We start from the raw sequence: 24911 nt of genomic DNA on the forward strand, positions 1-24911 counted from the left end.
GTATCTTAATGCTCAGCTAGGAATTATTTAGCTAGTCTAAATGAGTTAAACAACTCAAAACTATACTTTGCCAAACTTTGCCAAAAATATCTGCAACAACCTTAGGCATCTCATATAATTATCTAAAAAAGTTGTACTTTCATTTGCAAATTTTTACGTATTTGTTACGATATTGCTTTATTGAAAATTAAGCGTAAAAATTACACGTTCAATTAAGTGTTTTTTCCTAAATTGATTTTTTAAACTAGCAAAAGGTATACACAAACATATGGAATGGATCTACGATCCAACTGCTTGGGCAGGTTTAGTCTCTCTTATTTTACTCGAAATCGTGCTTGGTATTGATAACTTAATATTCATAGCCATTCTTTCCGAAAAAGTCCCAAAACATCAACGCGATAAAGCCAGAGTTACAGGCCTTGTACTTGCACTACTTATGCGAGTGGGTTTACTGTTTACAATATCTTGGCTTATCAAACTTAAAGCAACGCTTTTTACAATAGCTGAACATGCTTTCACTGCAAGAGATCTAATTTTAATCGTTGGTGGTCTATTTTTATTATTCAAAGCTACCATGGAGCTTAATGAAAAAATAGAAGGCGAAGATCACGAAGTCACCGGTGGTAGAAAAACGGCTAAGTTTTGGGCAGTTGTAACGCAAATTGTCATATTAGATGCTGTTTTCTCTTTAGATTCAGTTATAACCGCTATGGGTATGGTTGAGCACGTATCAATCATGATTATTGCTGTTACAATAGCAATTGGCCTAATGTTACTTGCAAGTAAACCTCTAACCCGATTTGTTAATAAACATCCTACTTTAGTGATTTTATGCTTAAGCTTTCTGCTCATGATTGGATTTAGCTTAGTTGCAGAAGGTTTCGGAGTTAAGATCCCTAAAGGTTATCTATATGCAGCAATAGGGTTTTCCGTCCTAATTGAAATATTCAATCAAGTTGCTTCATTTAATCGTAAAAAATTCTTATCAAATAGTAAACCACTTCGAGAAAGAACAGCTGAAGCTGTACTTAATCTACTAAGTGGTAAGCAAGCTCAAAGCGATCTAGAACATGATGCCCCTGAATGGAGCGCAGAACCAAAAGCTGAACTATCCAAAGATGGATTTAATCTTCAAGAAAGATTAATGATTGGGCAAGTTCTTAGGCTTGGCGAAAGAACAGTCAATAGCATAATGACGTCAAGACATGATGTGACTTTTCTTTCTCTTGATGATAATTTAGATAAAGTTTTACCTTTACTAGAAGAACAGCCGCATACTAGGCTTATCATTAAAGAAAAACGAGATGATGATGAACCTATTGGTATAGTACATGTTGTTGACTTATTGACTCAACAGCTAAATGGCATCCCTTTTTCATTGAGAAATGTTTTGCAAAAACCCTTAGTTTTCCCTGAACAACTCTCCCTATTAGCAGCACTTGAGCAATTTAGGCAAGCTAAAACTCATTTTGCATTTGTTGCTGATGAATTTGGCTCTATTGAAGGTTTAGTCACATTGACCGATATAATGGAAACAATTGCAGGTGATCTCCCTACAATTGAAGAGCCTGAGCAAACTAACTCTGACATACATAGAACAAGTCAACATCAGTGGATTGCTCAAGGGAATATAGCCCTTGAGGATTTAGCACAACATATCAAGCTTGAACTCGATAAAAAGAGAGAATATCAAACTTTAGCAGGTCTTTTAATGGAAGTATCTGAAAGGATCCCCTTGCTGGGCGAACACTTTACAATCGGTCAATATGAGTTTAAAGTATTAGAAATTGATAATCACAAAATATTGCAAGTAGAGATCAAACAAATTGTTATCGATGAGGAAACAGAATCGTAAGATACTTTATCTTACTATCAAAGGCTGGCATAAGGATTTTTCAGCCTACTTAAAAAGGAGGCTTATATGATGAAATCACAATTTAACATCGGACAGCATGTTCAGCATAGAATGCTCGGTTATCCTGGTGTCGTTATAGATGTGGATGCTGAGTATACACTAACCCAACCAACCCTTGATGAACTTGATGTTCATGAGTCATTCTTAACAAAGCCTTGGTATCATGTTATTTTACAAGATGAAAATGGTAAGCATATTCACACTTATTTAGCTGAATCTCAAATTAGTGAACGTTCATCTAGTGAAGATGAACCAGATGAAGGATTAAACGATATTAGCCGTTCTATTTATAAACAGTATAACGATTTAAAAGCTCGAATCTAACTTAGGATAGAGAATGATAATCTCACATACTTTGCCCGCTCAAAACTTTTGAGCAGGCAAAGTATGTGAGATTATTTGAATGAAGTAGATTTCCGTATTTTGTTAAATTAAACAATAATGGTGCGATAGATATCAAAATATGTTAAATTAATACACAAAGTCATGTAAACACACAATCTATTTTTGTGTTATTTTTGAAAAAACATATTGGCAGTAAAGATCATTGGTAATGCACAAAACCCATGATTAAGAAGGTTAAATGTGCAAGATTATATTTGCATTTAAGTTCAGTACGTTGACTAACTTAAATTATCACTAAAACAAAAACTTGAGGTACATATGGGATTTTTAACAGGTAAAAGAATTTTGATAACTGGTCTTGCAAGCAAGCTGTCGATTGCGCACGGAATAGCAAAAGCAATGCATGACCAAGGTGCGGAACTTGCTTTTACTTACCAAAATGACAAACTTAAAGCCAGAGTTGAGGGATTTGCGGAAGAATTCGGTTCTTCAATTGTTCTGCATTGTGATGTGGCCGATGATGAAAATATTACCTCTATGTTCACTGATCTAGCAACACATTGGCCAACTTTCGATGGCTTTGTACACTCTATTGGTTTTGCTCCTGCAGATCAATTAGATGGTGACTATGTTAATGCCGTTACCCGTGATGGATTTAAAATTGCTCATGACATTAGTTCATACAGCTTTGTTGCGATGGCAAAAGCATGTAGAGCGATGTTAAATCCAAACTCTGCACTTCTTACCCTTACTTATTTAGGTGCTGAGCGAGCTATCCCTAACTATAACGTTATGGGTTTAGCTAAAGCATCACTAGAAGCAAATGTCCGCTACATGGCAAATGCAATGGGCCCTGAAGGAGTGCGTGTAAATGGTATATCAGCCGGCCCTATTAGAACCTTAGCTGCATCAGGTATAAAAGATTTTCGTAAAATGCTAGCTCATTGTGAATCTGTAACACCAATACGCCGGGTTGTTACTATTGAAGATGTAGGAAACTCAGCTGCTTTCTTATGTTCAGATTTAGCAGGTGGAATAACTGGTGAAATCGTTCATGTTGATGGTGGGTTTAGTATTGCAGCAATGAATGAACTTGAACTGAAATAATCAAAATTAATACTTTTGGTTGAATGATTTTAATCTTAATAGCTCAATGCTTTGACCGATAGTGGGGGTATATGACACTATCGGTTTTTTTGATTATTAAAGTAAATTTTAATATATAGTTTCGATTAAAAATGTCCTTTTAACTATTCACATATTTTTCTCACTCAATTTAATTAGGTTATTATGTTCCAAAACAACCCCCTACTCGCTCAATTAAAGCAACAATTACATGTTGAAATACCTGTTATTGAAGGTTTAGTAAAAGGTACAGCTAAAGGCTACGGATTTCTAGAAGTTGACGCTCAAACTAGCCATTTCATTCCCCCTCCACAAATGAAAAAAGTTATGCATGGAGATAGAGTTACAGTCACTCTTAAAGCAGAAAATGGAAAAGAATTTGCCGAAATTGAAACTTTAATTACGCCTTCATTAGACCGTTTTATTGCCAGGGTTGTTTTTGAAAATAATCGCCTCGCAATCATACCTGACCATCCTCAAATTAATCAGTCAATAAATGCAAGATTATCTGAATCAGGTAAAACCGATTTTCATAATGCACTTATAGCCAAAGGTATTGAAGTAACAAGTCAGCACCAACTCAAAGATGGCGATTGGGTTGTAGCAAAATTAACCAATCACCCATTAGGATTGGCATCAGCTTCGCAAAAACCAGCTGCAAAAAATCAATTTTTCTTTGCCGAAATTATTCAGTTCATAACCTTTAATGAAGATCCACTTGCACCATGGTGGGTTACTCTCGCAGATCAAGACTTGCCAAGAACAGCGCCTGTTTTACCTGAACAGCTACAAACACTTTTAGCAGAATCATCAGCTATTGCAGGGAATGAGCCCTCTACAAATTATCCTGATATGACAGATATGTGTTTTTTCACTATTGACAGTGAATCAACATTTGATATGGATGATGCATTAAATATTCGAGCAGAGGGCGAGGATTTAATCTTAACTGTAGCAATTTCAAACCCAACAGAATTTATTACTAAAGATTCAGAGTTAGATTTAATTGCAAAAGAAAGAGGTTTTACGCACTACTTACCAGGTTTTAATGTACCTATGCTGCCAAGAGAGCTTGCAGATAATTATTGCTCATTATTACCAAATGAACATAGAAAAGTATTAGCATGTGAAATGAAAATTACTCAATCAGGTAGTATTGAAAAATTCCATTTCTTTACAGCTTTAATTGAATCAAAATATAAGCTTAGTTACACTCAAATATCTGATTACCTCGAAATGAAAGGTGATTGGATGCCTGATAATTTAGTTTTACAAAAACAAATCAGTTTGCTTGCAGATTTCACTAAAAGACGTCAAGCATGGAGAGAGAAAAATGCACTTATCTTTAATGAAAAACCAGAATATCGCTTCGTACTTGGAGACGAAGGCACCGTTACAGATATAGTCATCGAAGATAGACGCATCTCAAATAAAATGGTTGAAGAATCTATGTTAGCAGCTAATCTTTGCGCGGCTGATTTTCTGACTAGCTCTATTGGTTATGGGCTATTTAACGTTCATGAAGGATTTGATAAAGAACAAATTGAGTCGGCAGTAAAAACATTAACAAACTATGAAATCAGCTGTGAGGCTGAGAGATTACTGACATTAGATGGTTTTTGTGAGTTAAAGCGTAGGTTACTTGCTGAACCTACCGAGTTAATAGATAGTCGTTTAAGACGCTTTCAATCAATCGCTGAAATTCGTACAACTCCAGGTCCTCATTTCGGGCTTGGATTTAAAGGATATGCGACTTGGACTTCTCCTATTAGAAAGTATAGTGACATTATTAATCATAGATTAATTAAAGCAATTCTAACCCAGTCTGAAACAGAAAAAATTGAAGATACATTATGTGAGCATCTGATGGCCTGTCGTAAAACTAGTCGTCAAGCTGAGCGATTTATAGCAAATTGGCTCTATGCAAGATTTTTGGCACCTTTTGCAGGCACTTCGACTCAATTTAAAGGTGAAGTGATAGATATTAATCGTGCTGGGATGCGTATTAAATTAGTTGATAATGGTGCTATTGGTTTTATTCCTAACACATTTTTACATGATAATCGGGATGAAATTGTCAGTTTCATCGATGATGGTTATATTGAAATTAAGGCAACCAAAGTATATTCACTCGGGGATGTGATAGATGTCGTCATCCAAGAAGTGCGAGAGGAAAGCCGTTCAATTATATTCAACACTGTTAAAATGAAGTAAAAACCCACCTGCATAAACTTTTACTAACTGTTTATGCAGGTTAATCTAAAAAGATTATGAGATTATATGTGTTCCTGTTTCGTTTCTGAGAGCTGGTAATAATTTTTCTGGTAACGTGATAATAGCTCGTTGACCACCAGAGCGCACAAATGAAAGTGCTGCATCTATTTTAGGAAGCATACTACCTGCTGGAAAATGACCTTCTTTTTTATATTCCTCAATTTCATTTACTGTTACCTCACCTAAGCTTTTCTGTGTAGGCTTGCCAAAGTTTACTGCCACATTTTCAACACCTGTAGTAATCAATAAAATATCAGCATTTAATGTTCTTGCTAGCAATTCAGTAGAGAGATCTTTATCAATTACAGCATCAACACCAGATAGTAAACTCACCTCGTTTTCAATAGTTGATACAACAGGAATACCACCGCCTCCTATAGCAATAACAACATTTTGATTTTCAATTAATTGCATAATGGTATTAAGTTCAACAATATTCATTGGAGTAGGTGAAGGAACGACTCTTCTATACCCTCTTCCTGAATCTTCAACAAATGACCAAGTAGGATTTTCCTGCTGTAAAGTATTTTTTTCTTCAAGTGAAAAAAATGAACCAATTGGTTTGCTTGGTTTTTTAAATGAAGGATCAGCACTATCAACCTCTACTTGTGTTAATACAGTCACAACATTTCTTTGAACTTTTCTAGAGCGCAATTCATTTTGCAAACATTGTTGAATAAGGTAACCGATCCCACCTTGAGTATTAGCCACGCAATTTACTAATGGCATCAATGGCACCTGATTATGCTGATTAGCTATTTCGGAACGTTGGAGCTCTAAACCTACTTGCGGCCCATTTCCATGTGTTAAGACCACATTATAGCCCTCTTCAATAATATCAGCGATAGGCTTTACCATGAGCTTGATTGCTGATAGCTGGTGACTAATACTTTGTGAATCATTATCTGTAATGATGCTATTACCACCAATTGCAACAACAACAGTTTCTTTTATTTTTTTTGACATATGGCATCCTTAAATTTAAATACAATTTAACTTACAATTTTCGCTAGAGTCAATCAGTCTAACAATTTATTTTTACTGAATAATAATTACAAACGCGACAGTGTCACAAATGCAGAGAAAACGTAAAAGCAGCCGCAAAAAAATTCGTTAAATCATGGTATATCGTCTACTAATTTCTTGAGCAGCATTTTTTACATGAATGATGATTTTATTAATTTTTTCATCTGTCATTCTAGCTTTAGGGCCTGAAACAGAAACGGCAGCGAATATCTGATTATGCTCATCAGAAATTGGAGCAGCAATACATCTCAAGTCTAGTGCATGCTCCTCATTATCATAGGCATAGCCCTTATCTCTAACTAAAGCTAAAGCATCTAACAAATTAGCAAGTGTCCCAAGCGTATGTTCAGTATATTGAGTAAATAATTTATCATTCTTAAATAAATGTTCAATTTCTAAATTACTATAGTTAGACAATAATACTTTTCCTCCTCCAGAAGCATGAATCGGTAATCTTGCACCTATAGGAGAGACCATACGCATCAGTTCAAGACATTGAACTTGTCCTACAATAACAGCATCGAGTTTAACAGTGTCTAAAACACACATATTAACCGTTTCTCCAGATTCATTCATTAGCTGTTTCATTACAGGTGTAGCTATTTGCATTAAATCTCGACTCCGTGCAAATGTACTTCCCATTGAAAATAATTTACCACTCACTTGCCATCGCTCATTACTCAAATCATGAAAAATAAACCCATGGCTTTCAACTGTTTTTAGTAATCTATGGGTAGTTGAGTTTGGTAAATTAACTCTTACAGCTAATTCAGTTAATGTCAAACCATCCCTAGAAGACGCGATAGCTTCTATAAGCTGCAATCCTCTTGATAAAGACTGAACTTGAGAAACATTTGCTTTACTAGCTTGCGTCTTATTACTGCTATTCATAGTATCTCCTATGGCACTAAATACTGGATAAAGGAATTATAATCGAATTATTTATAAGTATCTTTAATTTAAATCTAAAGAAGTGTATAACTCATAGTGATACTATACAACTCAAATCAAGAATATATTAAATCAGTACTCAAGTATCTTTCAAGATTTTACGAGTAAATCCTAAACATAAAGATAATATAAATACCCCCCATCCAATTTGCTCACAAACTATCTCTGTATAAAGGCAAACTGCAGCAAGAATTAGCATCATTAAAGCGACTAAACGCCTTATACCTACCCAATTTAGTTTACTTACACTCATAGAACCTCTTTGCTAATAATTACCACTAAGCCATAATAGCCGTAATAATCCCAATAATTATTAATAGACTGATGATTAAAGGCAGTAATTTTTTAATAATTTCACCTTCTTTTCCGGCTATTCCAGCAGTTGTTACGCCAAGTAATAAATTAGAAGGGGAAATCATTGTGCCTATTGCACCGCCACTTGTTTGAGCTGCCAAAAATATTGCTTTGTTATTACCAGTGATCTCAGCCATGGATTCTTGAAATTGTGCTAATAGAATGTTGGAACTCACATTACTTGAAGACATAAATGCACCAATTGTGCCAACAAATGGTGAGAAAAATGCATAATATCCTCCAGTTACTGCTGCAACTCCCATAGCAAGCACGCCCACTTGATTACTACCGTTCATAACTTTGCTCATTATCAGAAGTAGCATAATTGATAATGCTGGAGGTACTGATTTATCGATGGTAGCTTTAAGCATATTCAAGATCGAAATCACGCTTAAGTGCCCTTTAATAAAATAGTAGCTAAATGCCATTAATGCTGATATTAATAAGAAAAAACCTGAATGTGTTAACCATGTGATTGAGCCGTATTCCTCAACTGCAGGGTTAATATAACCATAACCAGTCGTTGTAGAGGGAAAGGATAAGCTCATCTTAAACTGACCTAAAAATGTGTTTAAGGGTGTGAAAACCAGAACAACTGCTGATAAACCGACTAAAACATAGTAAGGTAATAATGCTTCATGAAAGCTCAATTTTGTGGATATTTCTCTATTTTGAACAACTGAAGAGTCTAAAATTTTAGAGGTGATGTTCGTATTTTTATATCTAGGCAATCTAGCAATAAAAAAAATGAGAGCCAACGCTAATGTTGTAGGTAATACCGCGCTTAACGCAGTGAAATATTGCGATGTAATAAGTTGTCCAGTTGATATCACACCGCCAATCAATACTATAGCGGGTAAACCATGGACTATTGCTCTGAACCCTCCATAAACATAAGCAATTACAAAACCTGCAATAGCAGCCGTAAACCCTGTAAATAGACTCGTCCACAAAGCTGCTTCTTTATAAGCACCAATATCATAACTTAAAAAAGTTTGTTGTACTAATGCTTGCCAGCCTAATGCCAAAGTGCCAAATGTCCCAGCCCACGCATGTCCAACAAGCGGTATTAAAACTGCCCAAAGTGGTCTCACACCAATCCCTATTAAAATTGGAGCTGTTACTGCGATAGGCACCCCGAATCCAGATGGGCCTTGCAAAAAACTGGCGAAACACCAACCAATCGCCAGTACCTGAAGCAATTTATCAGGGATCAATTGTGTTAAAGCATTTTGTATAGCTTGATAAGCATTAGTTCTAAAACTTAATTCATATAAAAATATTGCAGGGATAATAACAGCAATAATAGAAATACTATTCCAAACTCCTTTTGTTATTTCATATCCAATCGTAGATAAGGGGGATTGAAACACATATAGTGCTGACACAATCGATGTGACAACACCAATGATGGCGGCATCAACTACCGCCCATTTTCTTACGATTAATAAGAATAATAACAAAATAATCGGCAGCACTGCTGCTGACCATGTTATCAAGGTTACCGGCGTGGTCATTTAAGATACCTTGCCGCAAAAGCTTTTAGAGCGTCCACCATAATATCCATTGGTGGTGTAACGATACCCGCTCCAACTTGACCAACTCCAGCAAGTTTATGGGCTACACCAGTATTAATAATAGGCAACAATCCAGTCGATACAACTTTACGAATATCAATACCAAGCCCTACCCCTGCAAAATCCATTGTAGGTATGGGTAAATCATTATTCAATCCAACAGTGATTTGTTGCATTTGTTCTGTATATTTAAATGCCTCATAAACACTCTCTGCTCCAACAAACCGAACCACTGCAGGAGAAGCCCCCATCGCCATGCCGCCAATACCATAACACTCAACAATCGCTGAATCCCCCATATCTGGGTTAGCATCTGCCTCGCTGTAACCTGGAAAATAAAGAGCATTTGGTTTTAAACAAGGGGCAGTGAACCATTCAGGCCCAAGGCTACTGACGTTAATCCCAAAATTAACGCCGTTACGACTCATTGCTGTTAATACGGTACAATATGGAATATCTCTAACAGTATCAGTAATTGATTTTGTTGCTGCCATTGCTAAATTTAAAAAGAATTGATCATTTTTCTTGGCAATGAATTCCACTATAGCTTGCGCCTCTTCCACTCCTTGCGTTACTTTGGCTAACTCACCACTTATTTGGCGATAAAATAATAAGCTTGCTGCTACATTACGTTGGTGCATTTCATCACCCATCGTTAAGGCAAGTGACATGATATTTTTAAGATTAACGCCACCACATGCAACAAGCGCTTTATCTAATGCTGGGGCTAATACTTTTTCAAGCCAATGCAAACGCTCTATGACTTCAGGACCATTTGCTCCAAAACGCATTACCTTGCCAATCCCTTCATTAATTGTACAATATGCTTTATTACCATAGGTTTCATTGATAACCTCAAACAAAGGCATAGAATAAGAGATCATACCTGTCATTGGACCAACACAATTATTATAGTGATTAGGACCATAGGTAATTTGGCCACTTTCCATTAATGCAATCGCTTCTTCATCTGTATTGGCTAATCCTTCATATTTAATTGCACCAATATAAGCACCTTGCATTGGTCCACACATATCCCTCCATTCTATAGGTGGCCCTGCATGAAATATTGATGTTTTTGTCATATTAGGGATGCATTCATGAGCAGGCCTCACTCTTTTTAAAACCGGCTGTCCGGCCTTCATCTTATTAAATGCTTCAAGATTCGCAATATCAATTAAAGATTGACCCGTTTCATCTACTAATTCAGTAGCTAAACGAAACAGAATATTGATTAATTCAGTATTACCCTGGGCAGGTGGCTTCCAGTCTAAATTAATGTGAGAAATATCATTTTGTTCAAATGCATCAATAAAACTATCGACACCTAAATTAATTACATTTTGATTTGTCATAACATGCTATCCTTAATTATTATTCGCGATAACTGAACATGCCCATTTAGCTGCCAGAGCATTGCTCTCGAACACCATTACACCTGCCTGCTCTAGAATTTGCTTAACTGCAGTTCTACTTGGAGAGTCGAGTTCTGTACCACAAACAGATACTGCGATTAGGGTATTTTTACTTTTGCCATCAGATTTAGTTTCAGCACGCTTAACGGCTTGGACAAATGTCTGAGCTTGACCTTCAGCAGCGCCATAACCAATCACTAAATCAGCTATGACCACCCCAACTTCAGGATCGACTAAAGCTTGAACTAAATGATCCATTCTAAGTTCTGGTGCCATCATAGGATGTGGTCTACCGACGGTAAATTCATCTTCTCCAAAATCCCAAAAACAATTACCTTTACTCTGCATAGATGCATTAACGTACCCAAAACCCTGAACTTTTAAATTTGAATAGAGTTCTTTGCCGATGATTTTACCGGCTATTTCCGCAGACTCTTGACATAACGTGCCACCACTAAATAGTCCCCTTATATATTTTCCTTTTACCGTAACTAAGTTAGGTAATGCTTTGAAAAATGCTTTTGTATCGAGAGAGGGATTTGCCAGCTCAGCCAATAAACAGCTAAATTCTGTTAAATCATTTGCATAAGGAATATTAGCAGCTTTCTCTTCATCATAATTATCCGCACCTAAAAAATGGACTGCAACTTTTTTAGGAGAACGCTTGGCAAGTTCAATCAATTTTGCTCTTGTTTTAGCGCCAGGTGGCTTGCCTAATATGCCAATGATTTTAGTCGTGTCATCAGCAATCAATCTTTCAAAAGCACTTATTGCTGTGATTCCACCAATCTCATCTTTTAAATCGCGCCCACCTGTACCGTAGGCTTGGCTAATGCCAACCCCTAACCTATCAAGTAAACAAGTAACTTCTTGTAAACCCGTTCCCGATGCGCCAATTACCCCAACTATACCTTTTGAAACTTTATTAGCAAATGCGAACGGTATTCCTTCTATGATAGCCGTTCCACAATCTGGCCCCATCACTAAGCATCCTTTTTTCTTAGCAAGTTCTTTAAGCAGCCGTTCATTTTCAAGGGAGATATTATCGCTATACAATACCACATCGCATCCATAAGTTACCGCTTGAGCAGCTTCATAAGCAGCATAATCTCCTGCACTACTAATCAAAACAGTTGTTTTCCCCTCAAATTCATCAAGGGCTTCTTTTATTGTTTTAGGAATATCACGTCCAGCTTGGCCCTGTTTTTTAGGTGCAGCTTCAAGCATTTGTTTAACTATATTAAGTGCTGCATCAATTAAATCTTCAGGAGCTTTAACTGCAATTGCAAGATCATCAGGCTTTGCTTGGCTAATTTCAGTAGTCAGCAAACCTGAGCTTTGATACAAATCTTTATTGCGTTCTGTGGCCATCATCGCCGATATCTGTTCAGCGCCACTTGCATCACGCGCTTGGACGGATAACTTCATTAAAAAAACCGAATCTCTATATGTATCCGGAAGTACTATCGATTTGACAATAGACATGTCTGTTCCTCTTTAATGTTAATAGATAAAACAAATTAGCTTTTAAAATAATCTACTGAATTTTTTGATTAGCTATAATTAGATTTTTGATGAACATCTTGTCTGTTGAGTCAGTATCCCTACCCCAAAAACAAGCCCTGTTAACGCATCTATCCCTGAACTATGCCCTATTGTGAATAGGTGTTTTATTGAGTGAATCAAATCATTTGTAACTTTCTGGTTGTGCTTATCAATTGTGATAAATTGATAAAGACTGTCAAGTGAGTTAGCTAAAGGCTCCGAGACAAACCCATCAATAGCAGCTTTCAAAAATGCCCGACTAATTTTATGTGTATTCTTCCAATGACCTACAATTGCCCGCTTAAGTAATGAATGCAATCTTTTATGTTTAAAATACTTAAACGATATGATTAGCCCAACTAGAAAATCATCTCCTGAAGGCGTTAACCCATCACCAAAGCCAATTAACTGTTTTACACCCCTGCTTATACTTTCATATTCATTCTTGATAAGTCCCAGATGGATTAAATGTATTGCAGTTAACACATCTTTTATAAAATGTGTCTTATGGTCAAATAACAATTTTTGCTCTTCAAATCCAAGGTTAGAAAGTAAAAATTGCCCCTTGTTTTTTAATGTGCTAGATGATAAAGCTCGTTTACTACTCATACGCGCTAAATGAGATACATACCCAGTGCTCGATTTTCTTTTTTTATCTAATTGAAAGAATAATTCAACTAGATTGCGGTTCGTAGATAGAATCCAAGGTAAAATCATACCTAAACCGGTTGAATATATTTTCTGGACTAAAGAAAAGTCTGAGTTTAGAAAACCTTTTAGGGCCGCACTATATTTTTCGCTAAATGAACCGCATTGACTAAATAATATAGGGTTGAGTGAAAGAAAATCGACACAACCAATCCTTGTCGCAGTATTTATTAACTTAGCTCTATGCCGATTTTTTTCTAAACTTAGCTCCAAATTATCAATCATTAAATTCTCTTTAACTATACGCAGAACAAAATACTGACTGGTTCTCATCAATAAATTCATATAGTCAAATAAAACTTCCCACTGGTACACTCTAATTGACAAAGGTCCTAATGTAACCCATTGTGGAGTAAAGCAGATTATGTTATCGAGTTGATTGACATCAGCACAGTAAATCGCTTTAGAAAAGCATGCGATTACTTTACATTCCAACCCTTGCTCGTAATGTTCATAGTCACTCAATAAAAGGTAAGCGCTATAATCCATAATCTGCATTAAATTCGTACTCCAGAATTAAGATAATTTAAGCAATAAGTGAAGTGGATAAAACAATTAACCACACTTCACTAAATCATTTTATTGACTATGTTTAAGAATGAATTGGCCATTTGATGTTTCTGCCACACCCGTTGCAATATCATAAACCACTTCACCGCGACGAACTGTTTTAGCAATTTGTGCATTGATGGTTCTATTTACATATGGACTCACTTTATGACGATATTCAAGATCTTCATTTTTAAGTACATAGCTAGAATTTGGTTTAATTAAAACGATATCAGCATCTTTTCCGATAGCAATGCGTCCTTTATGTTTAAGCCCAAATCTATCTGCGGCATTCGTAGCCATAATTTTTGCAAATTGCTCAAGTGGCATACCCCGTTTTTGAACGGCCTCATCAAACATCATATCCATACAGTTTTGAATACCTGCGATGCCTCCCCATGCCTGCATAATATTGCCGTCTTTCATACTTGGTATACAAGGCGAGTGATCTGAACCTAAGAAATCAATTTCTCCATTCAATAATTTTTCCCACAATCTTTCCTGATTATCTTCATCTCTCAAAGGCGGTGAACATTTAGCTAACGTACCAATTTGAGCAAATTGATTCGTCGTTATCGTGAAATAATGTGGGCAAGATTCACAAGTTGCATCTTGACCTGCCTGTCTTGCACGAGTCACTTCAGCAACACCTTCAGGGCTACTTACATGACAAATATGGATACTACAATTTGCCTGCTTTGCAAGATAGAGTACGCGTCGGATTGCTTCAACTTCTGTGAATACTGGACGAGAAGCGACATAGTCATGTGCTGTGACTCTACCTTCATTAACTGCCTCAGCACCTAACCCATCACAGATGAGTGCATTTTCTGCATGTACAGCAATAAAACTATTAAACTTAGCGATTTGTGAAACACCTTTAAAAAATTCATAGTCATTCACATCGCGAAAATCATTACTGATTGATCTATCACCACATGTTGCAACAAAGCACTTGTAAGCAACCACACCACCTTCTTCTAGTTCATTTAAACGATCTACGTTGTAATTAACTAGCCCTCCAATAATCGCGATATCCACTGTCAATTTATTTTTTGCAGCATCAAACTTAACGGCTAATGACTCTTTGTCAACCGTCGCGGGTAATTGATTTAATGGCATCTCAATTAATGTGGTTACGCCACCTTTTGCTGCGGCGCGCCCTGCTGTTTTATACCCTTCCCATTCCGTTCTACCTGGTTCAGAAATATGCATATGTGGATCAACCATGCCTGGAACAACCACATGGCCAGTTGCATCAATTTCATTCTTAGCACCCGTTAAATTTTGTCCAATAGCCACTATTTTTCCATCTTTAATTGCAATATCAGTCACAACAGCTTCATTTTCTAAAACAACTTTACCATTTTTAATAATTATATCGTATGACATATAATGCTCCTCATTAAATTAATTAATCATAATTTGATATATTTTATTAAATAAAACAATATCTAATTACCTTCAGAAAATAATAACTACAACTTACTTATTTACAATAATAACCTTATCAAATTAAACTCATAAAATATATTTATTATGCTGTGGTATCAGAAATAGATTCTTCAATAATTTCCTTAGTTCTCATTTGCAATAATATATAAATAAAGAATGCAACTAACACCCCAACAAACCAAGAAACTCGAGATAAGTTTTCCATAAATGGAATGAATTTACCACTTAAAGAGAATACGACTGCAATTAATGTTGCGATAAAGGCGTTAGTATTAAAGCCACCTGAATAATATTGATAATCACCATCTTTTGTATAGAGCGTGTCTAGATCTAAATTTCCTCTGATGACAAAGAAATAGTGAGCAATCATCACACCGAATACAGGCCCAAGCATTCCACCTATAATATCGAGAAATAGGTAAATACTATTTTGATTTTCCATTAATTTCCAAGGACAAATGATAACACTAATAATACTGGCGATAATAACACCTGTTTTATAGTTGAGCTTTCTCGGTGCTAGTGCAGCTATTTGGAATCCTGCTGGGATGATATTACCTGTCGCATTAGTTGAAATTGTTGTCATTAAAATGACAAGTCCTGCAAATACTGAAGCGAAAACACTATCCCATTTCTGGATAATATCTAGCACATTCCAAGTGTCCATCCCATAATGAATACTTGCACCTGCAAGAATACATACACTTGCTACTGCAAATAAGATATACCCCACCAATAAACCGACAGTTTGTCCAACCGCTTGACCTTTAATTGAGTTTGAACTTTGAGTAAAATCAGAAGCGGTTACTGCAGGTGCAGCCCAAACAGATACAATCGAATTGATTACGACAAAGTACAGAAAAAAGCTTCCCCCAGTTGCTGCTGTTTGAGGCTTATAACTTAAAATATTACCCATACCCGCAAGATAGATAGCCCAAATAGCCATCCCACCAAATACAACATAAATCAAAGGATTTAATATTGCGGTGAATTTATTTAACACGCCACCACCGCCTAGTCCTATTAAAACATTAACAGCCCAAAAGAGTAAAAAACAAATCATATTAGGTACAGGTAATCCTATTATAGTTGCACCTGAGCCTATGTCCAAAAATGCTGGCCATATTTTAGCAATCAAAATTAGCAATGCTAAAGAGCCTGCGTAGTTTTGTAAGCCAAACCACATAATTGCAGCAATCCCACCTCTTAAAATACCTGGGACTAATGCTCCTCTTATACCGTAAGAAGCTCTTAATAACATCGTACCTGGGATGCCATATTTTGTTCCCGCAATGCCATTAAGAACAAGCATTCCCGCGATAAAAAATGCACTAACCGATATCGCAGTCATGACAGTAAATGTTGAGAATCCTAATGCTAAAAACCCGCCTACTGCAACGTAATTTGGAACATTATGAACTGACCCCATCCATAAAGTAAAATAATTAAATGTTTTCCAATTTTGTTGATCTTTTGTCTTAGGTAATAAATCATCACTATATCCACGACTTTTATATAGCTCAATTTGTTTATTTCTTATTTCAGTCATGTAAATCTCCTATTAGTCAGAGAAACAATTAATTTGGATTAGTAAGTATTAATGATTTACACTAAAACAAAAAATCATTATTAACTCACATTAACACCAACCAGAAAATATATAACATATAAAATCTTCACAAATAAATAGCAAATAGCAAATAGCAAATAGCAAATAGCAAATAGCAAATAGCAAATTAAATATATTAAAAATACATTTAATTAAAAAATATTTAATTTAAAAATATACCTAATTAAAAATATAAAATTTACTTAATTTAATTATTAGGGATTTATTATTAACAAATCCCTAATGAATAATTATTTTAATTAGCAAAAGGGCTCTTATTATCATAACGATTATGATGAATAATATCTGATTTTAAATATTCATAAATATCATCTACAATTTCAATTCCGTCTTTTTCATAAGCAGCAACACGTTTTGCACTAGATTGGCCTGGAACCATTACTTGATCAAAACCTGGTGCTGGTTTCATTGCATTTATCTCTTTAATTGTGTCCGCAATGCCTTGTGTAAATAACTCAAATGCGCCAAATCTTGCTGGATCGAAAACAATATGTAATTGACCGAGCTCTCTTCCTGCTGTCAAATCATGATACATTGAACTAACATGTTTACCATGTGGTTGCCCAACTAATATGCCAGAGAGAATATCAATTACCATTCCAAGCCCATATCCTTTAGCACCTGCAATGGCAAGCAATGCATGGACTTTATGCGGATCTGTTGTTTCACGCCCTTCGGCATCGACAGCCCATCCCTCTGGTATTTCAGTATTTTTTGATCTGGCATGTAAAATACGTCCCCATACTCCAACTGTCGTTCCCATATCAAAAACAATATGATCGCCATATTTACCTGGAATACCAAAACCAATAGGGTTCGTTCCATAATAACGTTCCGTTCCACCATATGGTACAACCATAGGATCTGATTGGCACATGGAGATCCCTATTAATCCAGATTCTGCTGCTTTTCTAACATAGTACGAAAGATCTCCACTATGTCCTAAACGACGTATCCCTATAATGGCAGCACCATTCTTTTTAGCCATTTTAATGGCTTCATCCATTGCTAAATTCGCGACGACATGGCCCGCTGCATTATCACCATCAAATACGCCAGTACAAGGACCAGTCTCCTCGAATTTAAAGGTAGGATTACAGTTAGTGCCACCTTTGTTAATTCGCTCTGCATAATATTCCACTCGCATTGCACCATGAGAATGAAGCCCTCTTGCATCAGAGTAGGTGAGTACATCCGCAACCATATCAGCATGCTCCCGGGTAAGACCAGCTTTATTTAATTTGTTTGACATCAATTGATGTAGTTCAGCTTTGGTAAGACGCATAGTTTCTCCTAAAATTTAACGAAAGCTTAATTTAGCGTGGCGATTAACATCTTTATATAATAAATACCTAAAATCAGAAGGCCCTCCGGCATAACAAGCTTGTGGGCAGAATGCTCTTAACCACATATAGTCACCTGCCTCAACCTCAACCCAATCTTGATTTAATAGATAATTTCCTTTTCCTTCTATAACATAAAGTCCATGCTCCATTACATGTGTTTCTGGGAATGGAATCACAGCGCCAGGTTTTAAAGTCACGATGGTAATATGCATATCATGGCGAATATCATTCGGATCCATAAAACGAGTTGTAGCCCACCTACCTTCTGTCCCTACCATTTCATTAGCTGGTAAATCTGCATCGTTAACAAAAATTGGATCTGGGTAATCAATGCCTTCAATTTTTTCATATGCCTTACGCCACCAATGGAAGTTAGCAATACCTGCACCATTATTCTTAAGCGTCCATTTAGCACCAGCGGGTAGATAAATAAAATCCCCCTTGGATGCAATATGATCTTTGCCTTCAAAATTAACCGTAATTTCACCATCTACAACAAATAAAGCAGTTTGTGCCTCTTTGTCTAATTCTGGTTTGTCACTGCCGCCTCCAGGTTGCACTTCCATAATATAATGCGAAAATGTTTCAGCAAAACCTGATAATGGGCGAGCGATAATCCATAAACGAGTTTTTTCCCAAAAAGGTAAAAAGCTGGTGACAATATCCATCATTGTCCCTTTAGGTAATACTGCGTAGGCATTCGTAAATACTGCTCTGGTGGTTGTTATTTGAGTTTGTGGTGGATTGCCACCTTTTAAAACGAAATAATTTTTATCATTTGACATAAATACTCCCTAATTAAAAATAGTATGAAGCTGCAAAAATAGTTTATACATCGAGTTTGAACGCTTCTTTTAAATCGATGACATCGCAATTATCACTTCCAGCTCGATCGACAACTAACATATCTGTGATATCATCAAGTGCAAGGATGGGGAAATGCCACACACCAGCATGATAATTAACCCCCTGTTTTCCATTTGTCACAAATAATTCAATCTTATTAGGATCGACTTCTTCGCCCGCTTTTGCAACTGCTACCAAAAATCTACGATTATGAATTGGGATAAACGCTTGACTCGCATGAGGATGTCTTTCCATCATATCTATCACAACAGGAAGTTGCACTGGTTTTGAACGTACTAAGCTAATGCTTGGTGTTTGCTCATTTCTGACATCAACATGGGCAATATTATGGTAACGCTCGCATTGTCCATCATTGATATGAAAAAAATCATTACCTTCAAATTCAATAACATCTCCGTATGCGATAAAATCATCTTTTGTCAAAGGTCTTGCTTTTTTAATCTGCATATCTCACCTCAAAGAATAAGTATTGCTCGAAAATCATTTACATTCGTTCTCGTAGGTCCCGTAATGACTTGATCAGAAAGTGCCTCAAAGAAACCATGTCCATTATTATTGTCTAATTCTGTTCTTGGATTAATGCCAAGTTCCCAAGATCTTAATAGGGTATCAGGTGTGATAATGGCACCGGCTACTTCTTCTTGGCCATCTACTCCATCAGTATCTGCAGCAAGTGCATAGATATTTGCTTTACCTTGTAAGACTAGCGCCATTGAAAGTAAACATTCTACATTCCGCCCTCCCCGACCATTACCTTTCAAAGTAACTGACGTTTCCCCTCCAGATAGAATGACGCACGGAGGTTTAATCGGATCACCATAATTTGCAGCTGATAAAGCAATACCTGCTAGCATGGTGCCTAAATCAGATGCTTCTCCTTCTAAACTATCACCAAGAATCAATGGAGCCACACCCGCATCTCGTGCAACGTCAGCTGCATGTTGCAAAGCCATTCTAGGTGTGGCAATCAAGTGATAAATACTTGTTTTTATCCTTTCATCACTACTTTTAATACTTTCAGCTTCTTGAGTTGCTAATGCAGCTTTGACAGATTCACTCAGCACTATTTTGTAACGTTTTAAAATGAGATTTGCATCTTCAGTTGTTGTGTTATCACTCACTGTGGGACCTGATGCAATATCCATTTCATTGTCACCAGGCACATCTGAAATAGCGAGTGTATAAACTTGGGCAGGGTAGCATGCGACAGCAAGACGACCGCCTTTAATTTTTGATAAGTGACGTCGTACACAATTCATTTCACTAATAGTTGCACCAGAACTTAATAACTGTCGACTGATATCCTGCTTTTCTTCAAGTGTAATGCCATTTAATGGCAGAGGTAAAAGTGCCGAGCCGCCTCCTGAAATTAGACAGATCACCACATCATCTGCTGTTAAATTAGAAACTAATTTAAGCATTTTCTTACTTGCCGCTATTCCGTTTTCATCAGGTACAGGATGACTTGCAGAAACAATTTTAATACGCTTGCATTCAGCTTCATAACCATAGCGAGTGACAACCAAACTTGCATCAATTTTATGCGGGTAGAGCTCTTCAAAGGCTTGTGCCATTGCAGCGGAAGCTTTGCCTGCACCAATCACTATCACCCGTCCTTTAGTTGCATTAGGTAATTTATTAATAAAAGGTTTTATGCAGTTAATTGGCTGAGCCGATTGAACGGCGCACAAAAATAGTTTTGTTAATAATGTGCGAGCCTTTAATTTTTCCATAATTACTCCAACTAGCATGATCATTTTGGGTTACACAATTTAGTTCAGGCAAAACTTTCTCAACCAGTTAAGAAACAATTAACCGTTACTCAACTGATTGAAAAGTAAGGTTACATTATGACTTAATTTCGAAATTAGCCATAAATTCTAACGCTTTAACAATAGAGGAATGATCCCAACCACTGCCACCATGCGCTGCACAGCTATTTAATAATTCTTGAGCTGTTGCAGTATTCGGTAACGACAAACCTAATTTTTTTGCTGTATCTAACGCAATACTAAGATCTTTCTGATGCAGCTCTACTCTAAAACCAGGGTTAAATGTTCGTTTAATCATTCTCTCAGCATGCACTTCTAATACTTTTGAAGAAGCAAATCCACCCATTAAAGCCTCCCTGACTTTTGCAGGATCAGCACCTGCTTTTGCAGCAAAGAGTAGCGCTTCTGCGCAAGCTTCAATATTAAGTGCAACAATGATTTGGTTGGCAACTTTAGCGGTTTGGCCATCCCCATTCCCACCTACCAATGTAATATTTTTCCCCATTGCTTCAAATAATGGTTTAGCTCTATCAAATGCATTTTGAGGTCCACCTACCATAATAGATAACGTACCCGCTTTAGCACCCACTTCCCCTCCTGATACTGGGGCATCTAGATAATCGCATCCGAGATCTGATATTTTTTGTGCAAATGTTTTAGTATCTATTGGAGAGATTGAACTCATATCAATCACTAATTTTCCTTTAGAAAGCCCAGCCGCTACGCCATCATGACTAAACAATACGGTTTCAACATCGGACGTATTTGGTACCATTGTGATAATAATATCTGACTTCTGAGCAACCTCTTTTGCAGTAGCACAAACCACTCCACCTTTATTTGTCAACTCTGGATTGACATTTCCTCGAGTATTGAGAAATAAAGAGTGTCCTGCATTAATTAAATTCAGTGCCATTGGTGCACCCATAATTCCCAATCCAATAAATCCTATATTCATTTTGAGCTCCTTACAATTCGTTATAACTACGGATTAAACAGTTAACCAAGATAGTCCAGCTTCAGTTGTCGTAAGAGGTTTATATTCTGCACCAATCCAACCGGTATAGCCCATTTCATCAATCGCTTTAAATAAGAATGGATAGTTAATTTCACCTGTACCTGGTTCGTTTCTGCCAGGATTATCAGCAAGTTGGATGTGCGCAATTTTTGATAAATTTTGTTTGATGGTATTAACCAACTCTCCTTCCATTCTTTGCATATGATAAATATCATATTGGATATAAAGATTATCGCTACCAACCTCTTCTAAAATATCGACTGCTTGTTGAGTTCTGTTTACAAAAAAACCTGGAATATCAAAGTAATTGATTGGCTCCATAAGTAATTTAATACCAGCTTGCTTTAATTCTTTTGCGGCAAATCTTAAATTGCTGATTAACGTTTTTTGAAGCATGCCCATTGCAATTCCTTCAGGGGCAATACCGACTAACACATTAACCTGCTTGCAATTTAAAGCTGTTGCATACTCGATTGCTTTACCGACTCCGTCTTGGAATTCATTTACTCTCTCCGGCAATATAGCAATCCCCCTCTCTCCTTTACCCCAATCACCTGCAGGTAGATTATGAAGAACTTGTTCTAACTGATGAGTTTGTAACAAATCAGCGAGTTGATTTTTATCGAAATCATAGGGAAAAAGATATTCAACACCTTTAAAACCAGCGAGTTTAGCTTTTTCAAATCTTGCTAAAAAATCCACTTCATTGAATAACATTGTTAAATTTGCACAAAACTTAGCCATTTATCCTCCGTTGAATATAATCAATGATGCTTAGGTCAGATAAAAATTTTAACTGACCGATAGTAAAGTTATTTTTTAGATGCGTTAATTGCTGCCATAGACATAGGCGCATCTGAGTAATTTTTTGCTAATTCTTCAAATTCGTTAATGTTATTGATTTCCCCACCCATGGAAATATTAGTCACTCTTTCTAAGATAACTTCAACAACTACTGGCACTTTATATTTATTCATCAGTACTTTAGCATCTTCTAATGCCTTACCAATTTGATTTGGGTCCGTGACTCTAATTGCTTTACACCCTAATCCCTCAACAACGGCCTTATGATCTACACCGTAACCCTCGATATCAGGATTATTGATATTATCAAATGCTAATTGCACGCAGAAATCCATATCGAATGCACGTTGAGATTGTCTAATCAAACCTAAATAACTGTTATTAACTAAAACGTGTATGTATGGAATTTTGAATTGAGCGCCGACGGCTAGTTCTTCAATCATGAATTGGAAATCGTAGTCTCCTGATAATCCAACAACAAGTCCATCATAACCTTTAGCTACTCCTAACGCGGCAGGTAAAGTCCATCCTAACGGTCCTGCTTGAGCTGCATTTATCCAATGTCTTGGTTTATAAACATTTAAAAATTGAGCACCCGCAATTTGTGAAAGTCCAATTGTTGTGACATAGCAAGCCTCTTGCCCAAATGCGCGATTCATTTCCTCATATACACGCTGTGGTTTGATTGGCGTATTATCAAAATGCGTTTTACGTTGCATTTCAATATCATGTTTACGATCAAAACACTCTTTAACCCAATCTTTACGATCACCTGATGTACTTTTAGCACTTTTCGCTAAAGCAACTAATCCAGTTAATGCCGCCTTTGCATCAGAAGCGATTCCTAAATCCGGATTGAATACACGCCCAATTTGTGTAGGCTCGATATCAATGTGAATAAATTTACGATCTTTTGTATAGACTGGAATTGAGCCAGTATGTCTATTAGCCCATCTATTACCAATACCAACGACAAGGTCTGATTCTAGGAAACTTGCATTGCCATAGCGGTGAGCAGTTTGTAATCCGACCATTCCAATCATGAGTGGATGATCATCTGGAATCGATCCCCATCCCATTAGTGTGGGTATAACGGGAATATTCATTAATTCAGCAAACTCAACTAATTCTTTTGAGGCTTCTGCATTGATAACACCGCCACCAGCAATAATAACTGGCTTTTTAGCTTCACTTATCATTTGCATCACTTTTTCAAGTTGTTTAGTGCTTGCTGCAGGTCGATAAACCGGTAATGGTTCGTATGTATCGATATCAAATTCAATTTCAGCCATTTGAACATCGATTGGCAAATCAATCAAAACAGGTCCCCGTCTACCTGAACGCATTAAATGAAAAGCTTGCTGAAAAACCCTCGGCACTAAGCCAGGCTCCCTGACCGTAACCGCCCATTTAGCTAACGGTTTAGCAATTGATTCGATATCTACTGCTTGAAAATCTTCTTTATGTAATTTAGCAACAGGTGCTTGGCCTGTAATACATAAAATTGGAATTGAATCTGCTACTGCAGCATAAAGCCCAGTAATCATATCTGTTCCAGCTGGTCCTGATGTCCCAATACACACCCCTATTCTATCCAATGCAGTTCTCGCATATCCATCCGCCATATGCGATGCACCTTCCACATGCCTTGCTAATATATGTTCAATACCACCTTCTTTTTTCATAGCACTATAGAGCGGATTGATTGCTGCGCCAGGTACACCAAAAACTGTTTCAACGCCTTCTTTTTTCATCACTAATACTGCTGCATCTACGGCACGCATCTTTGCCATTCGAACCTCCAAAATTGATTTGATAGTTGCATGTAATTAAAATTATTCACTTATTCTATATCTAAAATTTTAAGCCATTTCAAAAGCTAGACCTGGATTAAAGCATGTAACAAATTAGCTTCATATCTAGTTTGCGTTTTTATAGTAAGTTATTGGTGTACATATATCAACATAAAATGGAAATGATTTCCATTATTTTAATGCATAAAATGAAAACCAATTCCATTTTTAAGACTAACATCACAAATTTAGATAACCCATTAAGTTAAATAGTTTTCCTTGATTTAGATCAATGCATAAAACACATTGTCTCCATAGCTTAACTTTTACTTTATTAATTATATAATTAGTTAATTGAATTACATTATCTATAAATTTAACATTATAACTTAGCAATAAAATTATTAAGTTTAAAAAATAAATTATCACAGACACCTCAAAT

20 protein-coding genes are annotated in these 24911 nt (G+C 36.5%); 4 read left to right on the forward strand and 16 right to left on the reverse strand.

Features of this window, described 5'->3' with window-relative positions:
• Positions 1-268 precede the first annotated feature (268 nt).
• From BMW37_RS08310 to BMW37_RS08325, 4 genes are all read left to right on the forward strand, one after another.
• Complete coding sequence (locus BMW37_RS08310) at positions 269-1855, forward strand: TerC family protein (protein ID WP_093319595.1); 1587 nt, start codon at positions 269-271, stop codon at positions 1853-1855.
• A 66-nt stretch (positions 1856-1921) separates the two neighbouring features.
• Positions 1922-2239: a heat shock protein HspQ gene (gene hspQ, locus BMW37_RS08315; protein WP_093319597.1), complete on the forward strand. Its 318-nt coding sequence runs from the start codon at positions 1922-1924 to the stop codon at positions 2237-2239.
• Between the two features lie 339 nt (positions 2240-2578).
• Positions 2579-3367, forward strand: coding sequence for an enoyl-ACP reductase FabI (gene fabI, locus BMW37_RS08320; RefSeq protein WP_093319600.1), 789 nt, complete (start codon positions 2579-2581; stop codon positions 3365-3367).
• 183 nt (positions 3368-3550) lie between these two features.
• Complete coding sequence (locus BMW37_RS08325; protein ID WP_093319602.1) at positions 3551-5599, forward strand: exoribonuclease II; 2049 nt, start codon at positions 3551-3553, stop codon at positions 5597-5599.
• A gap of 54 nt (positions 5600-5653) precedes the next feature.
• Here BMW37_RS08325 and arcC read toward each other — a convergent pair whose 3' ends face one another.
• The 16 genes from arcC to gcl all read right to left on the reverse strand — a co-directional run bounded on the left by arcC (position 5654) and on the right by gcl (position 24469).
• On the reverse strand, positions 5654-6613 hold the full coding sequence (gene arcC / locus BMW37_RS08330; protein WP_093319686.1) for a carbamate kinase: 960 nt from the start codon (positions 6611-6613) through the stop codon (positions 5654-5656).
• A 159-nt stretch (positions 6614-6772) separates the two neighbouring features.
• The gene (locus tag BMW37_RS08335; protein WP_093319605.1) at positions 6773-7576 is read right to left on the reverse strand and encodes an IclR family transcriptional regulator domain-containing protein; all 804 of its coding nucleotides are present in this window, start codon (positions 7574-7576) and stop codon (positions 6773-6775) included.
• 139 nt (positions 7577-7715) lie between these two features.
• Positions 7716-7889, reverse strand: a complete 174-nt coding sequence (locus BMW37_RS15105) for a hypothetical protein (protein WP_177168622.1) — start codon at positions 7887-7889, stop codon at positions 7716-7718.
• 25 nt (positions 7890-7914) lie between these two features.
• Complete coding sequence (locus BMW37_RS08340; RefSeq protein ID WP_093319607.1) at positions 7915-9507, reverse strand: L-lactate permease; 1593 nt, start codon at positions 9505-9507, stop codon at positions 7915-7917.
• Positions 9504-10922: a YlbE family protein gene (locus BMW37_RS08345; RefSeq protein ID WP_093319610.1), complete on the reverse strand. Its 1419-nt coding sequence runs from the start codon at positions 10920-10922 to the stop codon at positions 9504-9506. Before BMW37_RS08345 ends, BMW37_RS08340 begins: the two co-directional genes overlap by 4 nt.
• A gap of 12 nt (positions 10923-10934) precedes the next feature.
• Positions 10935-12467 (reverse strand): AllF/FdrA family protein, encoded by a 1533-nt coding sequence (locus BMW37_RS08350; RefSeq protein WP_093319613.1) that lies wholly within the window; start codon positions 12465-12467, stop codon positions 10935-10937.
• Positions 12468-12545: 78 nt separating this feature from the next.
• The gene (locus BMW37_RS08355; RefSeq protein WP_093319615.1) at positions 12546-13733 is read right to left on the reverse strand and encodes an oxamate carbamoyltransferase subunit AllH family protein; all 1188 of its coding nucleotides are present in this window, start codon (positions 13731-13733) and stop codon (positions 12546-12548) included.
• 81 nt (positions 13734-13814) lie between these two features.
• Positions 13815-15176: an allantoinase AllB gene (allB, locus tag BMW37_RS08360; protein ID WP_093319618.1), complete on the reverse strand. Its 1362-nt coding sequence runs from the start codon at positions 15174-15176 to the stop codon at positions 13815-13817.
• Between the two features lie 145 nt (positions 15177-15321).
• Positions 15322-16788 carry an allantoin transporter gene (locus BMW37_RS08365; RefSeq protein ID WP_093319621.1) on the reverse strand — a complete coding sequence of 489 codons (1467 nt, stop codon included), beginning with the start codon at positions 16786-16788 and terminating at the stop codon, positions 15322-15324.
• 316 nt (positions 16789-17104) lie between these two features.
• Positions 17105-18154 (reverse strand): ureidoglycolate dehydrogenase, encoded by a 1050-nt coding sequence (gene allD, locus BMW37_RS08370; protein WP_093319623.1) that lies wholly within the window; start codon positions 18152-18154, stop codon positions 17105-17107.
• Between the two features lie 15 nt (positions 18155-18169).
• The gene (locus BMW37_RS08375; RefSeq protein WP_093319626.1) at positions 18170-19000 is read right to left on the reverse strand and encodes a bifunctional allantoicase/(S)-ureidoglycine aminohydrolase; all 831 of its coding nucleotides are present in this window, start codon (positions 18998-19000) and stop codon (positions 18170-18172) included.
• A gap of 43 nt (positions 19001-19043) precedes the next feature.
• Positions 19044-19529 carry an ureidoglycolate lyase gene (locus BMW37_RS08380; protein ID WP_093319628.1) on the reverse strand — a complete coding sequence of 162 codons (486 nt, stop codon included), beginning with the start codon at positions 19527-19529 and terminating at the stop codon, positions 19044-19046.
• A gap of 8 nt (positions 19530-19537) precedes the next feature.
• The gene (locus BMW37_RS08385) at positions 19538-20815 is read right to left on the reverse strand and encodes a glycerate kinase type-2 family protein (RefSeq protein WP_093319631.1); all 1278 of its coding nucleotides are present in this window, start codon (positions 20813-20815) and stop codon (positions 19538-19540) included.
• A gap of 115 nt (positions 20816-20930) precedes the next feature.
• Positions 20931-21812: a 2-hydroxy-3-oxopropionate reductase gene (glxR, locus tag BMW37_RS08390; protein ID WP_093319633.1), complete on the reverse strand. Its 882-nt coding sequence runs from the start codon at positions 21810-21812 to the stop codon at positions 20931-20933.
• Positions 21813-21845: 33 nt separating this feature from the next.
• Positions 21846-22616: a hydroxypyruvate isomerase gene (hyi, locus tag BMW37_RS08395; RefSeq protein ID WP_093319636.1), complete on the reverse strand. Its 771-nt coding sequence runs from the start codon at positions 22614-22616 to the stop codon at positions 21846-21848.
• A 68-nt stretch (positions 22617-22684) separates the two neighbouring features.
• Positions 22685-24469 (reverse strand): glyoxylate carboligase, encoded by a 1785-nt coding sequence (gene gcl, locus BMW37_RS08400; protein ID WP_093319639.1) that lies wholly within the window; start codon positions 24467-24469, stop codon positions 22685-22687.
• Positions 24470-24911: the final 442 nt, after the last annotated feature.

The sequence above is a fragment of the Thorsellia anophelis DSM 18579 genome (assembly GCF_900111395.1).
In the GTDB taxonomy this organism is placed as follows: domain Bacteria; phylum Pseudomonadota; class Gammaproteobacteria; order Enterobacterales; family Thorselliaceae; genus Thorsellia; species Thorsellia anophelis.

Bases quoted from the DNA above. Each gene is read 5' to 3' on its own strand.
- glxR (WP_093319633.1), bottom strand. From the start codon at position 21,812: ATGAATATAGGATTTATTGGATTGGGAATTATGGGTGCACCAATGGCA.
- BMW37_RS08355 (WP_093319615.1), bottom strand. From the start codon at position 13,733: ATGCAGATTATGGATTATAGCGCTTACCTTTTATTGAGTGACTATGAA.
- BMW37_RS08385 (WP_093319631.1), bottom strand. From the start codon at position 20,815: ATGGAAAAATTAAAGGCTCGCACATTATTAACAAAACTATTTTTGTGC.
- allB (WP_093319618.1), bottom strand. From the start codon at position 15,176: ATGTCATACGATATAATTATTAAAAATGGTAAAGTTGTTTTAGAAAAT.
- BMW37_RS08350 (WP_093319613.1), bottom strand. From the start codon at position 12,467: ATGTCTATTGTCAAATCGATAGTACTTCCGGATACATATAGAGATTCG.
- allD (WP_093319623.1), bottom strand. From the start codon at position 18,154: ATGCGTCTTACCAAAGCTGAACTACATCAATTGATGTCAAACAAATTA.
- BMW37_RS08375 (WP_093319626.1), bottom strand. From the start codon at position 19,000: ATGTCAAATGATAAAAATTATTTCGTTTTAAAAGGTGGCAATCCACCA.
- BMW37_RS08380 (WP_093319628.1), bottom strand. From the start codon at position 19,529: ATGCAGATTAAAAAAGCAAGACCTTTGACAAAAGATGATTTTATCGCA.
- BMW37_RS08340 (WP_093319607.1), bottom strand. From the start codon at position 9,507: ATGACCACGCCGGTAACCTTGATAACATGGTCAGCAGCAGTGCTGCCG.
- gcl (WP_093319639.1), bottom strand. From the start codon at position 24,469: ATGGCAAAGATGCGTGCCGTAGATGCAGCAGTATTAGTGATGAAAAAA.
- BMW37_RS08310 (WP_093319595.1), top strand. From the start codon at position 269: ATGGAATGGATCTACGATCCAACTGCTTGGGCAGGTTTAGTCTCTCTT.
- fabI (WP_093319600.1), top strand. From the start codon at position 2,579: ATGGGATTTTTAACAGGTAAAAGAATTTTGATAACTGGTCTTGCAAGC.
- BMW37_RS08335 (WP_093319605.1), bottom strand. From the start codon at position 7,576: ATGAATAGCAGTAATAAGACGCAAGCTAGTAAAGCAAATGTTTCTCAA.
- BMW37_RS08325 (WP_093319602.1), top strand. From the start codon at position 3,551: ATGTTCCAAAACAACCCCCTACTCGCTCAATTAAAGCAACAATTACAT.
- hyi (WP_093319636.1), bottom strand. From the start codon at position 22,616: ATGGCTAAGTTTTGTGCAAATTTAACAATGTTATTCAATGAAGTGGAT.
- BMW37_RS08365 (WP_093319621.1), bottom strand. From the start codon at position 16,788: ATGACTGAAATAAGAAATAAACAAATTGAGCTATATAAAAGTCGTGGA.
- BMW37_RS08345 (WP_093319610.1), bottom strand. From the start codon at position 10,922: ATGACAAATCAAAATGTAATTAATTTAGGTGTCGATAGTTTTATTGAT.
- hspQ (WP_093319597.1), top strand. From the start codon at position 1,922: ATGATGAAATCACAATTTAACATCGGACAGCATGTTCAGCATAGAATG.
- BMW37_RS15105 (WP_177168622.1), bottom strand. From the start codon at position 7,889: ATGAGTGTAAGTAAACTAAATTGGGTAGGTATAAGGCGTTTAGTCGCT.